Below are 13,879 nucleotides of genomic sequence, written 5' to 3' on the forward strand. Positions count from 1 at the left end.
TTGGGATCGCAAAATTGCGTTAAATTCGCCAACTTAGTAGGTTATTTTATAACTCAAAAGTGCTAACCGTAACGATGAGACGGGCTAAATCAACATCAACTGCTGCTTTGGATATTCTTTTTATCGACTAACATAGGCATTTACATTAAATTGCCAGTCAACTGTTGAGCTGTTAGGCGCGTTGTAAATTTTCAGCGCCATATCATTGGAATCGTTTTAGATGTTAAAGACACAGTGGGCTGATAAAATTTTAGATTGGGCCCAGCTCTACATGGGGAGCCTTATTTGGACTCTGGTAATGCTATTTGTGTATGTTTTAGTCACTAAATGGACATTGCCCAGGATAGAAAAGAAAATAGATGAAAGTAATTTAAAGTCACCTGAGGTACTGCGGGCCTATCACATCATTCGACTGGTAGTCGGCATTCTCACTTTCGCGATAATACTCATCGCTTGGGGCATAGATTTTAGTGGCTTACTGGTGATTTCTACGTCTCTCATTACATTGACCGGTGTGGCATTCTTCGCGAGTTGGTCTTTGCTGAGTAACATAACGGCTTACTTTTTGCTGTTATTTCAAACATCATTCCGCCGAGGTAATTTTATTCGCGTATTGGATGCTGATAACTATGTGGAGGGCTTTATCACTGAGATCAACTTATTCAATACTAAGCTCATCACCGAAGACCGAGAAATTATCGTTTATCCAAACAATCTCATTCTAACTCGCCCTAGTATCATCAACCCCAGAGCGAAGTGGAAAACAGTGGGTAAGTTTACCGATAGACCAGAAAAGAAAACGCCGCAAATACGTAAAAAATAATCTTACTTCTGACTCATTCGCCACTGTTAAGCATGCTAAAATAGGCCTTATATCAACACTTAGCTTGGCATGCCTGTTTTAAACAATGACATCTTAGCTTGAGTTGATACTCGATTCAGCCCATTCGAATAGCCAACAAGTATGAAGCCGTAAATGAGTATAGATTTTCCACCTGTTCTAGAGCATCTCTCGCTTTTCCTCAACGCCCTGTTTAGCAACAAGGTTGTGTTAACTATCCTGCTCGCATTCTTCATTTTAGGCGTGAAATACGCTTTGGTGAAAACTGTGCGCAATCGCGCCATCAGCAAAGGTAAAGACAAGCGAGATTTGGTCAACAATATCAAGAATTTTATCAATTTTGTGATGTTGTTTTTACTACTCAGTTTGTGGGCAGGAGAGTTACAAAACTTCGCACTTTCTATTGCGGCATTTGCGGTGGCTATTGTTCTTGCTACTCGCGAGTTTATTCAATGTGTGATTGGTTTTTTCTATTTGGCCTCTACCCGTCCTTTTCGCATCGGGGATTGGGTGCAAGTAGGGGAAATCGTTGGTGAGGTATCTGAAACTGACTGGATGAAAAGTACGCTATTAGAGGTAGACATTCACAAGTACGAATACACAGGTAAAACATTGTTTATTCCTAACAATGCGATGATCACGAACACGATAAAAAACCTAAATTTTTTAAAGCGTTACGCGACGCACCATTTTAATATCACACGGGACCAGAGCGTTAATCCCTATTTGTTTATTGATCAGCTCCAGGCAAAAGCAGAGTTATATTGTGCGGATTTTAAAGATGTTGCCTACCGGTACAGTCAAACGATTGAACGGCGCCTGGATGTAAAAATTGCTGGCCCAGATCCTCATATTAACGTTTCAACTTCGGATGTAGGCGATTCAGTTGTGACAGTCGCGATTTTTTGCCCAACGGAACGCGCCATAGAAATAGAACAAAAACTGATTAAAGATTTTATGACAATGTGGTTTGCCGCTAGGCGCAGCGGTAACGTTTTATCAATTCAGAATGAACTTGATGAGAAAAATAATATCGATGATAGTGCCACGTAATAAAGAGATGATGTCTCGTGCTTACTATTGTCATAAAACTTGCTTAGTTATCGATTGTTTTTATATCCGATAGGTAAAGTGGGGTCACAGCGCTCTTCTCGCTATCTAATCAAAGAGGTCACAGTGTTCACTTTACGGACGGTTCAATTATCTTTTTCTTGGTTGATCGCACTTCTCGTGCTTGTTGCCCCTCACGTTTTGGCGATGTCGGTTGATATTGAAGGAGCAGATGACAGTCGTTTAGAAGAGAATATTGAGACACATATTGGCATCATCGGTGCCCCAGTGGGGTGTGAGCTTACGCCAAACTATCGCCAAACTGTTAAAGAAGCGGTAATTAAAGCGGCTCAAGCAATTGGCTATTATCAGCTTGAAACCTTAAGTATACGTTTATCAAAAGACCAAGAGTGCAGCGAGTTATACCTCTCAGTACGAGCTGGCACGCGTGTAAAAATTAGTCAGCGTCAAATAGAGCTAGTTGGATCTGAAAAGCCAGACACGGTACTGCAAGGCGTTATTGATAAAGCCCAGCTAAAAGAAGGTACGTTCTTAGAGCAAAGTCAGTATGAAAGCCTAAAAAGCAAGCTGTTGTCTATGGCACAAGTGCGCGGCTATTTTGATGCGAAATTTACCACCCAAGAAATTCGTATCGACTTCGATACTTACTCGGCAAGTATTCACTTAGTCTTTGCTGCAGGTAAGCGGTATGCCTTCGGTAAGCTGCTCATTCCAGAAGACGACAAAGCGCAAGTCCTTATCCAAGAAGTATCGACCTTTAAAGAAGGTGAGCCTTACCACGCAGATAAACTAGCGGAATTTAACCAAAATTTAAAACTCACAGGCTATTTTCAACAAGTTGTGGCGCGTCCGCTCGTCAGTAAAGCACAAGGCGGTGAAGTACCCATTGAATTGATTGCCAGCGCCAAGCCCAGAGACACATTTAACATAGGCGGAGGTATTTCTACGGATACTGGCCCCAGCCTTCGATTTAAATGGCAGCGCCCCTGGGTTAACAGCAAGGGGCATAGTTTGTCAGCTGACGCATTTATCTCAAGCCCAGAGCAAAACATCAGTGTGAAGTACAAAGTGCCGCTTGAGGACCCACTGAATAATTATTTGAGTTATCAAGCGGGTCTTAAAGCCGAAAATGACAATGATACGCAAAGTGAAGTGATTACTCTGGCTATTCAGCGCCATTGGGGCGAGCCTGATAACGATTGGAAACGTATTGGATTCTTACGTTTAGAACAAGAAAAGTTCACTCAGGGAACTGAAAATGAACAAACCACCACGTTATTGTTGCCCGGTGTCACTGTGAGCCGGCGAAGAACGCGCGGTGGGTTAGACCTCAATTGGGGGGATAAACAGCAATACACCCTAGAGGGCGCCACCCAAGAGGTGGTTTCTGATATCGATTTGGTGCGTATCAGTTTGCAATCTAAATGGTTGCGTTCCTATGGAAAACATCGCTTATTCGCTCGGGCAGAATTGGGGGCTATTGCGACCAATGACTTCTCTCAAGTGCCATCGAGTTTACGCTATTTCGCAGGGGGAGATCAAAGCGTACGAGGATTTGCCCTAAATACATTGTCGCCAGAAGAAGACGATGAATTAACCGGCGGGCAATATTTGAGTGTGGCGAGTATCGAGTATTCCTACCCAGTGGCAACCGATTGGCGCTTAGCTGTTTTTACGGATGTGGGTAATGCAAGTGATAAACCATTTAAAGATCTCGCCACCGGTGTTGGCTTAGGCGCTAGTTGGGTTTCACCTGTTGGACCAATACGTTTTTATTTTGCGCGAGGTAACAGTGTGGAAGAAACCACATGGCGCTTTCATTTTTCCATGGGGCCTGCATTATGAGGCTATTGAAATATTTAGGCATATTCCTTTGCGTTTTGGTTTTGTTAATCGCTGTAATTGCATCGCCTTGGGGTACAAGAGGCGTGCTGTCCATCGCTGATAGCAGTGTAGACGGGTTGGACATCGATTATGATTCAGGCAGTTTTCTTTCTGAGCTGTCGCTCAAAAGGTTAGCATTCTCGACGCCAGATTTAAGCTTGCAGATCAAAAAACTAGCCGTCGATGTTAATTGGTCTTGCGTGGCTACGATGCAAGCATGCCTATCTGAGCTTAGGGCGCAAAGTATTGGCGTTAACGTCACCCCTAGCGAATCGTCTGAGCCCGAAAGTACTGAACCGTTAGGGCGTATCACGCTGCCATTGCCGGTATCCGTGGATCATTTAGACGTGCGTAACATTCGAATCGACGTGGTCAATACAGTAGGTGTAACAATACAGTCTGTATCCAGTGAGCTCAGCATGTTCCGTACTTTGCACATCGACCACTTGGCAGTTAATGGTATTCGCGTTGAGTTACCTGAGGCCAGCCCTGAAGCGAAGTCCACTGATAATCAACCGTTAGACTTGCAAACAATCGCCAATTGGCAATACACGCCGATGACGCTGCCGGCTATTGTGTTTCCAATTGTTATGCGCGGAAATAATTTGGCGCTGGATGACCTAGTAGTTTCTCAAGGCAAAGCGTCGCTTATTGATATCACGAAGCTGCGAGCAACCATTAATATTACCCCTAAATTACTCACGGTGAAAAATTTGCAGCTAAGCTCTAGCTTAGGGGAGGCAGACTTAACCGCTACCCTGGGTAAGCAATGGCAGCACCAAGCAACGTTGTTGTTCAATACTACTACCAATAGCCCATATCCTATGAACGCTAAGCTGAATCTCAAGGGGAATTTGCAGCACAGCGAACTTAAGCTCAATACCACGGGCTTAGTTGACTTAACGGCCAGTGCTAGCGCTGATTTGCAGTCAAAGCAATTACCTCTTGCTCTTGAGGTCAATTGGCAGCCAGTCGAGTGGCCGATAAAGCAACCACAATTACTGATTGAAGCAGGCCAGCTGACGCTGTCTGGAGATATTAACCAGTATAAATTGGCCTTAGATACCGCCCTCAAAGGCGCTTCAGTCCCCCAATCGACATTGACCGTGCGCGCTGCGGGCAACAATCGCCAAGTGCAGCTTACTCGATTGGCCATCGATACCCTTGGGGGGCAAATACAGGCGTCAGGAAATGCCACCCTAGATACCTTAGCAAAATGGCAAAGTCAGCTTCAGTTTACTGATATTCAACCCCAACGCTTTTGGCCCAAACTGGACGCTAATATACAAGGCGAGCTTAGCCTTGACGGGCAATATGATGGCCAAAACATACTGGCCCAGATGCGTGATCTTGTTGCATCTGGCAAATGGTTAGATTATCAGTTAAGTGCTTCTGGCGAAGCGAACTTTGACTCACAAGAAGGGCTCGAAATCCCCGAATTGTTGGTTAAAACAGGTGACAATCAAATCACCCTTGTCGGTTCATTAGAGGCCTTTGAAGACGTACAGGCGCAATTGACTGTCGACGCGCAAGACTTATCTCAGTTGTATCCCTCATTTGCTGGCAGGGCACAGTTTGAAGCGCAAATAGATGGCACAATCTCTGCCCCTGAGGCCAACTTTAGTGGCTCTGCTGATAACATCGATATACCCGATATGCGTATCGCACAACTCGCGACCAAAGGGCAGGTTATTTGGGATGCTCAGAAACAAGCCAACATCGAATTGCAAATTAGCAATAGCGTTATTAGCCAGCAAAGAATAGCGAATTTAAATGTGGCTTTGAACGGTGATGCACAGGATCACCAACTGAGTTTATCGCTTAATAGCAACATGGCTGACGTCGTGACTAAATTGCACGGAAGTCTGTTGGATAGCCATTGGGATGGCGCGCTAGATGTACTTACCTTTGCCTCAGATGCAGGCCAATTTGATTTAGAGGATGAGGGGCCTAGCATATCCGCTAATTGGGCGACTGATGAATATCGTGTCGCGCCATTCTGTTTATCTGATAATGATGCTCGCGTGTGCATTCGCCTTGCTGAGTATGCAGCCACTGGTGCCCAGTTTGATCTGGCGATTGACGACTTACCCTTAGCTCCATTGCTAAGCGCTAACTTAGCGCAACTGCAAAAGATAGGTACCGATGCCAAAGTAAACTTAGTGGCTAAAGGCGATTGGGACACAAAAAAACTGCCTATTATTGAAGCTAATATCAGTTTAACGCCCTCAACCTGGACGGTAGAGGGGGCGAGTACACCCCTTGAGTTAGATGTGCTTAACATGCGCGTTAACACCATAGTCGATAAAGTGGACGCTAAAACCGCAGGTAAAAATGACCCACCTCAGCATGTAGTTGCGCAGTTGACACTGCAAAGTAAGCAATTAGGTGAGGTGCACTCAAATGTTGACTTGCAATTAAATGACCAAGACAAGCCGCTTTCTGGTCAGCTAACGTTAAGCAATATTACCCTAGGTGCTGCTGCCCAATTTGTACCGCAATTGACTGAGCTCGCTGGGCGTATCGATGGCCAAATAGAGCTCGGCGGAAACTTAACCGCGCCATTAATCAAAGGAGAGGTGACGTTAGTTGAAGGTGCCGTCGCGGGCTCAATGCTGCCATCGCGTATTCATCAGGTTGAGCAAGTTATTACGTTTACTGGGCAGGCCGCGACGCTGAGCGGGCCATTCCAACTGGGCAACGGAGAGGGCCAAATAGACGGTGAGTTCAGTTGGCAAGATACCCCTAGCGCGACAGTGAACGTTAAGGGAGATGAAATGGAAATCGACTATCAGAATATCGTCAGGGCTAAGTTATCGCCTGACATCAATGTGCAATTTGGGGAAGCCGGATTATCGGTTAAAGGAGAAGTCACTTTACCCTACGCCCGTATTAAGGTGAGGGAGTTGCCACCCAGTGCTTTATCACCTTCTAGTGATGTGGTGTTGGTAAATCATGAGCAAGTCGCTAAAGAAAACAGTTTACCGCTGGATTTATCTCTACAAATTAACATTGACCCAGACAAAAATAATGACGTCAAAGTGGATGCATTTGGTTTGACCTCAGACTTAGAAGGCGCATTGTTATTAACGCAAGCTGGCGAAGTCCTTAATGCTAACGGTGAGCTGAATTTGGTCAATGGTCGCTACCAAGCTTATGGCCAAGATTTGGTGATACGAGAAGGAGAAATTCAATTTAGCGGCCCGATAGATAGCCCATATCTTGCGGTGGAGGCAATTCGAGATCCTAACAAAACCGCGGATGATGTGATTGCAGGCTTGCGAATTCAAGGCAGCGCGTCAGAGCCTCAAGTCAGCGTATTTTCAGATCCAAGTATGGAGCAGCCAGAGGCGCTTTCGTATCTGTTGCGCGGCACTGCAATCAATAGTACTGATGAATCCTCAAGCGACGGGGCACTGGCCAGCGCGTTAATCGGGTTTGGTTTAGGTAAAAGTGAAAACAAAGTGACTAATATCGGGCGCAAACTGGGGGTAGAAGATCTCGCTTTAAATACCAGTGGTACGGGAGACGAAACCAAGCTTTCGGTTTCTGGTTATATCGCGCCTGGTGTGCAAATTCGCTACGGTGTGGGGGTATTTGACTCTGTTTCAGAAGTTGCTCTGCGTTACCAGCTATTGCCAAAACTGTATCTGGAAGCGGTGAGCAGTTTAAACAGCGAGCTGAACTTATATTATCAATTTACTCTTGATGACAAAGAAGAGTCAAAGCCCGAGTAACTTACATAAAAAACTAATTATGTTTCGAAACGGGCTAGCATTTTTACCTCAGTAACTGTACTGGATTGGCGCGTAATTTGATCAATAACCCACCGATAACCGTCATTATGAGTCGTTCAAATCATCTGGGGCAGTCTCATGTCATAAAAATTGTGACTTTTTTCGATAGTGTTACGTCTACTGATGATAAGTGTGTCGTTGTCTATTGTTTTTCATATTTTGTATTTTCATATCATCATTATCTAGCGCATTTTGGATAGGAGTCACCATGGCTGAATTATTACCCGAGTTGATTGAAGAAGTTGTATCGGCTCCAGAGCGCGGTGAACAAGATAATGTAGTGGCACTTGTAGCGGCCCAAGACACCGATGATGTGGCATTACTGTTAGAGTCTTTACCCCTAGAACAGCGCCTAAAAGTGTGGGAAGGAATACCCAAACGACGTCGACTCGATGTGCTGGTTGCCATGCGCGGGGATCCTCGCGAGACGTTAATTGCCGCCACTGATGTAAGTGAGTGGGAAGCCATTTTCTTTGAGGTGGACGCTGAGCAATTACTCGAATTGTCAGATTCATTGCCCAATGCGTTGGTTGATAAAGCGCTGGATGCCATGGATAAGCAACAGCGCCAGTATTTCACTGACGCGAGCCAATTTAGTGACGATGAAATTGGCCACTGGCTTAGCCAAGACCCACTTGTGCTGCCTTTAAACGCTAAAGTACGCGATGCACTGCGTTTGATTCGCCGAGATGTACCAACCCATGCTGACACCATCTTCTTGGTTAACCGTGCAGGTCAATTTTCAGAAGCCGTAAAGTTAACCAACGTCATGGGGCTACCCGAGCATGTGCCCTTGGTAGATTTATCAGAAGAGGTATTCGATACCATCAACGCGAGTAACGAGCTAACCACGGCATCCTTGATGGTTCAACGTTCCGGCTTTGCTTCATTGCCGGTTGTGGATGAACAAAACAAAGTGCTGGGTCGTTTAGACATTTCCACCGCGAGTGAGCTACTGAATGAATTTTATGAACGCCAAATTATGGCGACGGCGGGTATGGATGAAGACGAAGATTTGTTCTCGTCGGTACCTAAGAGCGCAAAGAACCGAGCGGTTTGGTTAGGTATCAACCTGCTGACGGCATTTTTAGCCTCAGGTTTTATCGGGATGTTCGAGGCAACATTACAACAGGTGGTGGCGCTAGCGGTTCTCATGCCTATTGTGGCGAGTATGGGGGGCATAGCAGGCAGCCAAACCCTGACTTTAATGATACGCGGCCTTGCCTTAGGGCAAGTCACTGGCTCTAACGTGAAAGCCTTACTTAAGAAAGAGTTGAGTGTCGGGGGTTTAAACGGTGTGGTGTGGGCATTGGTGATTGGCTGTATCGCGTATTTTTGGTTTTCAGACGCAATGCTCGGATTGGTGATTTGCTTAGCGATTTTATTAAATATCATTGCCGCCGCAGCGGCTGGAGTCGTGGTGCCTATGGTGTTAAATAAGTTTAACATCGACCCAGCGTTATCGGGATCAGTGATTCTAACGACGGTCACAGATATTGTAGGGTTTGTCGCATTTCTTGGTTTGGGGACGTTGTTCCTACTGTGATTTAAGTGAAAGCACAGCCTAAGACGGAGCAATTATACAATGTGTAATTTTTTCGTAGCCCACTGCAAAACCTACAAGGATAAGGGGAGCGAAGAATAGTTGAGCACCACAGGGCAGGGCTTATGGACAAGTTCAGAAGTTGGCACGTATGTCGCTTACTACACCCAGCCGAAGGAGCATTAACTCCTTCGTTTATCCGTTTTAAAGGAAGTGTGTATGTTGACTTGGGCCCTAACATTTTTTGTGCTTGGCGTAATAGCGGCCGTTTTTGGTTTTGGTGGAGTGATTGGCGTCGCAGCCAGTATTGCAAAAGTGATTTTTTTATTGTGCGTCGCGTTTGTCGTGCTCTTCAGTGTGTTGGCATTTAAACAACATAAGCGGCATAAGTAGTCATAAACATGAGCGCCATTTTGGACTCTAATATTCGGCCTGTTTTGGCTTGCCAAGAGGAGCTGCTAGCGGCGCTAATGCTTGAAAATGCCTGTTCTTAATAAACAAATCAGAGTTTTACTCTTGGCATCATTATCGCATTAGCTATGTTTTGAAGGTCTAATGCAAATGTGTGAGGCAGCGATGAAAAAGATATTACAAAGCATAACCCTGATTGCCATCTTCAGTACCGCCAGTGTTGGCGCCTCAGCCGGTAACTACTGGAAAGCCAGTGCGCTTGATGGTTGGATTGATGGTTACGTAGAAGCCACCTTGTTGCTAAATGGCAACTTGGATGCAACTGGCATTGATACGGACGTTGACAATGGCTCGGTGACCCTACGAGGTAAGGTGGAAACAGATTTAGATAAAGCCTTGGCGCAGGAATTAGTCATTGGCGTTGAGGGTGTGACTGGGGTAGAAAACATGCTTACGGTGTTCTCACCGGGAAAGAATGAAGACAGCGAAGTGCAGGCTAAGCTAACCGATAACAAAGTCGCTACTGTAGTCAAAACCCGTCTACTGGCGGCACCGGATATCAGCAGCACCGAAATTGACGTAAATAGCACTAAAGGTGTGGTCGTGTTGCAAGGGCAGGTGAAAAATGACGCTGAAAAGCAACGAGCGGTTGATATCGCTCAAGAGGCCATCGATGTAGAAAAAGTGGTGAGCAAGTTAAAAGTTAGCGAATAAATCATTGCACGCGCTGTAGCATCTGACGTGACAATGCTCAAAAATTATAAATGTAGTAAGAGGTATTATGATGAATAAGCACAATAAGAATGCATACTTTAACTGGTTCGAAAAAGTAGACAAGCCGGAGTCCAATGAATCGGAGCTTGTTGAGCGTTTAGTTGAGGAAAATACTCTGCTAAAAAAAATACTCATGCAAAAACAGCAGGAGGGTATTGAAACTGCTGTTTGATTATTGAACAATGAAGCGTCTTTCATGTCGATTAGGTGCTGTGGCAATTTGCGAGTTAAGCACCTAGCTGACCAAAACCCAGAGCCGCAATGCAAAATCCAGAGAGTGCAAATGTTCTAAAACAAACGTTGCTGGTGGTAGATAACCCCGGCGAAATGTTAAAAGCACTCACCCGCCAATTTTCAACATCATTCCATTTGCTCGTATGTAATGACAATGAAGAGGTACTCAAGTTAGCGCTAAATGCACCTATCGACTTAGTATTGATCAGAGTATCTCCCCGTGACAGCGACTGGCTTCTCATTTGTACCCGTTTGAAACAGCACCCTCTAACCATAGATATTCCGCTTATCTTGTATGGTAAAGATACGCCTAAATCCTTGATTTTATCTGGACTAGAAGCGGGTGCATTAGACTTCGTTGAGCTGCCAACTGATATTGCCATGCTCAACATCAAGATCCGAAATCATATGCAGGTATCGGCTAAGCTTCGTACGCTGGCGCTTATCTCCTGTACTGACGGGCTGACTGGCGTACCTAACCGCATGCAGCTCGACACCACCTACAACCGGTTTTGGTACGCAGCTATTCGAGGGCAACATGAGCTGTCAGTGCTAATGATTGATATTGATTTTTTCAAGGGATTTAATGATACCTATGGTCATGTAGCGGGTGACGAATGTTTAAAGAAGGTTGCCACTACCATTGAAGCGAGTTTGCAGCGTGAGAGTGATGCTATGGGGCGTTATGGCGGCGAAGAGTTCCTAGTACTGTTACCTTTCACCGATAAAGTAGGCGCGCAAAAAATAGCTGAAATGATATTACGCAATATTGAAGCGCTAGATATAAAAAACAAGGCGTCTACTGTTAATGGTAAGGTCACTGTGAGTGTCGGTGCGGCAACACTCAAGCTCCATGACATTAACGACCACACCTTTAATCACCCTGAATTTCTGGTTGAGCAAGCCGACCGGTGTCTTTATCAAGCTAAGAAACAGGGCCGCAACCGGCTTGTGAGTTAGTCACACCCCTTCCAATAAATACGTGCCCTGTGAGAATTCATCCAGCGGATTTTGAAAATGGCGTTGGTATAAGAAGGCTCATTTAAAGCACATAAAAAAAGCGCCATGTTGGCGCTTTCTAGTGTCGCTTTCAGATTTTAAACCCTAATCTTTATTGCTCACGAGCAATGGCGCGATAAGCAATGTCGTCACGATAGAACATGCCATTCCAGCTGATGCTCTTGGCCAGTTCATAAGCACGTTGTTGTGCCTCAGTGACGCTTTCGCCTAAGGCTGTTGCGCACAATACGCGCCCACCGTTTGTCGTTACATTACCGTTGACATCTTTCGTGCCAGCGTGAAAAACCTTAGCTACGTCGCTTTCATTTTGGTTTAAACCAGAAATCACGTCGCCTTTTTTATAAGCTTGCGGATAACCACCTGCGGCGAGTACCACGCCCACAGCAGCTCTAGGGTCAAACTTGGCAGTGGCTTGGTCTAACTTACCGTCAACGGCAAGCTGCACTAACTCAACGAGGTCAGACTGCAAGCGCATCATGATGGGCTGTGTTTCAGGATCCCCAAAGCGGCAGTTATATTCAATCACCTTAGGTGTGCCATCGGCCATGATCATCAAGCCCGCATATAAGAAGCCGTGGTAATCGTTACCTTCGCTTGCCATACCTTGTACCGTAGGGTAGATCACTTCATCCATCACGCGTCGGTGAATTTCATCGGTCACAACGGGGGCTGGTGAATACGCGCCCATACCACCTGTGTTTGGCCCTGTGTCGCCATTGCCCACACGTTTGTGATCTTGGCTGGTGGCAAAAGGTAATACATTTTTGCCGTCAACCATGACAATAAAGCTCGCTTCTTCACCGTCCAAGAACTCTTCAATGACAACACGACTGCCTGCTTCGCCAAAGGCATTGCCCGCCAGCATATCGCGCACTGCATCTTCGGCTTCATCTAAGGTCATCGCGACAATCACACCCTTGCCTGCGGCTAGGCCATCAGCTTTTATCACGATAGGAGCGCCTATTTGTTGCAAATAGGCTAAGGCGGGCTCAATCTCAGTGAAATTTTGATATTCAGCTGTAGGGATCTTATGACGCGCTAAAAAATCTTTAGTAAATGCCTTTGAACCTTCAAGCTGCGCAGCGGCTTTACTTGGGCCGAAAATTGCTAAACCTTCGGCTTGAAATGCATCTACCACGCCCAACACAAGTGGAACCTCTGGGCCCACTATGGTTAAAGCAATCGCATTTTGTTTGGCAAAAGTGACCAGCGCGCTGATATCTTCAACGTCGATGGCAACATTCTCGAGTTTTGGCTCAAGGGCCGTTCCTGCATTACCTGGGGCAACATAAACTTGGCTTACACCGTTTGATTGTGCTGCTTTATAAGCTAGAGCATGCTCGCGGCCACCGCCGCCAATTATCAATACTTTCATGAGATCCGCTTTAGAAAATGGGTTAACAAATAGGGCTATTTATCAAAACGCCGCTCAATAAGGCGGCGTTTTGAATGGCTAATCGCTAGCCTAATACAGGTTTATTTTACGAACTTTAAGGTCATACGATTGCTCTCGCCAATCTTCAGGTACTTACCTTCGTCCTTCTCGCCTAAACGTAAGCTCGGGGGTAAGGTCCACACGCCTTTTTCGTGTTCGCCGCTATCTAATTTATTGGCGTTGATTTCACTTTTACCTGCTAGGGTAAATCCAGCTTTTTCAGCAAGAGCGATAACATATGACTGTTTCATGTAGCCGGAGCTTTGTTGCAACGCGCTGCTTTGTGATTCGCGTAAGCTATGCTCAACCACACCAAGCACACCGCCGACCTTTAAAGCTTTGTAAAAAGCTTTAAAGGCGTTCTCTACGCCTTCATCACCGTCTTGCATGTACCAGTTATGAATGTTGCGAAAGGTGAGCACGCGGTCAAGGGATTCAGCTGGCGCAAAATCAGTGGCTTTCATTGGATGAAAGGTGGTGACCTTAACGTTTTGATAGCTTTTTAATGCAGTTATTTTTTGCTCAAATTGTTCACGAGATTTTTTATAAAACTCGTTGGTGTTCTCATCCACATAAAAGTGTGCAGCGTAAAACTGGCCCTTTTCCTTTAATAGCGGAGCAAGAATATTACTGTACCAACCACCACCAGGTGAAATCTCGGCTACAGCCATGTCTTCCTGAACTTCAAAGAAGCGAAGAGTTTGCTGCGGATGACGGTATTCGTCACGTAAACGTTGTTCGGTAGGGCGTCCTTCATCGGCTAGAGCATCGATAAGGGCATCAGCTTGAGCAAAAGAAGAAGCTAAGAACGTAATAGAACAAACTAACTGCGTAGCGCGCTTAAACATGAGCAAATCCTGTAATGAGTC

At 45.5% G+C, this 13,879-nt stretch carries 11 protein-coding genes; 9 read left to right on the forward strand and 2 right to left on the reverse strand.

The window, feature by feature from the left end:
- Window positions 1-220: 220 nt before the first annotated feature.
- The 9 genes from AC0VYA_RS01285 to AC0VYA_RS01325 all read left to right on the forward strand — a co-directional run bounded on the left by AC0VYA_RS01285 (window position 221) and on the right by AC0VYA_RS01325 (window position 11,515).
- Entirely contained in the window at window positions 221-823 is a 603-nt protein-coding gene (locus tag AC0VYA_RS01285) for a mechanosensitive ion channel domain-containing protein (RefSeq protein WP_475489808.1), read from the forward strand.
- 153 nt (window positions 824-976) lie between these two features.
- On the forward strand, window positions 977-1,894 hold the full coding sequence (locus AC0VYA_RS01290; protein ID WP_475489809.1) for a mechanosensitive ion channel family protein: 918 nt from the start codon (window positions 977-979) through the stop codon (window positions 1,892-1,894).
- Window positions 1,895-2,017: 123 nt separating this feature from the next.
- Window positions 2,018-3,757, forward strand: a complete 1,740-nt coding sequence (locus AC0VYA_RS01295) for an autotransporter assembly complex protein TamA (RefSeq protein ID WP_475489810.1) — start codon at window positions 2,018-2,020, stop codon at window positions 3,755-3,757.
- Complete coding sequence (gene tamB / locus AC0VYA_RS01300; RefSeq protein ID WP_475489811.1) at window positions 3,754-7,533, forward strand: autotransporter assembly complex protein TamB; 3,780 nt, start codon at window positions 3,754-3,756, stop codon at window positions 7,531-7,533. Before AC0VYA_RS01295 ends, tamB begins: the two co-directional genes overlap by 4 nt.
- Window positions 7,534-7,801: 268 nt before the next feature.
- The gene (locus tag AC0VYA_RS01305) at window positions 7,802-9,139 is read left to right on the forward strand and encodes a magnesium transporter (RefSeq protein ID WP_475489812.1); all 1,338 of its coding nucleotides are present in this window, start codon (window positions 7,802-7,804) and stop codon (window positions 9,137-9,139) included.
- A 216-nt stretch (window positions 9,140-9,355) separates the two neighbouring features.
- Window positions 9,356-9,529, forward strand: a complete 174-nt coding sequence (locus AC0VYA_RS01310; RefSeq protein WP_041713142.1) for a DUF1328 domain-containing protein — start codon at window positions 9,356-9,358, stop codon at window positions 9,527-9,529.
- 183 nt (window positions 9,530-9,712) lie between these two features.
- Window positions 9,713-10,261 carry a BON domain-containing protein gene (locus AC0VYA_RS01315; protein ID WP_041714172.1) on the forward strand — a complete coding sequence of 183 codons (549 nt, stop codon included), beginning with the start codon at window positions 9,713-9,715 and terminating at the stop codon, window positions 10,259-10,261.
- Between the two features lie 67 nt (window positions 10,262-10,328).
- Window positions 10,329-10,493: a hypothetical protein gene (locus AC0VYA_RS01320; RefSeq protein ID WP_475489813.1), complete on the forward strand. Its 165-nt coding sequence runs from the start codon at window positions 10,329-10,331 to the stop codon at window positions 10,491-10,493.
- Between the two features lie 89 nt (window positions 10,494-10,582).
- Window positions 10,583-11,515, forward strand: coding sequence for a GGDEF domain-containing protein (locus tag AC0VYA_RS01325; RefSeq protein WP_011573196.1), 933 nt, complete (start codon window positions 10,583-10,585; stop codon window positions 11,513-11,515).
- A gap of 151 nt (window positions 11,516-11,666) precedes the next feature.
- Here AC0VYA_RS01325 and purD read toward each other — a convergent pair whose 3' ends face one another.
- Window positions 11,667-12,950 (reverse strand): phosphoribosylamine--glycine ligase, encoded by a 1,284-nt coding sequence (gene purD / locus AC0VYA_RS01330; protein WP_475489814.1) that lies wholly within the window; start codon window positions 12,948-12,950, stop codon window positions 11,667-11,669.
- Between the two features lie 101 nt (window positions 12,951-13,051).
- Window positions 13,052-13,858, reverse strand: a complete 807-nt coding sequence (locus AC0VYA_RS01335; RefSeq protein WP_011573198.1) for a class I SAM-dependent methyltransferase — start codon at window positions 13,856-13,858, stop codon at window positions 13,052-13,054.
- Between the last annotated feature and the right edge of the window lie 21 nt (window positions 13,859-13,879).

It is taken from the genome of Paraglaciecola sp. QJM3NY_14 (assembly GCF_056173245.1).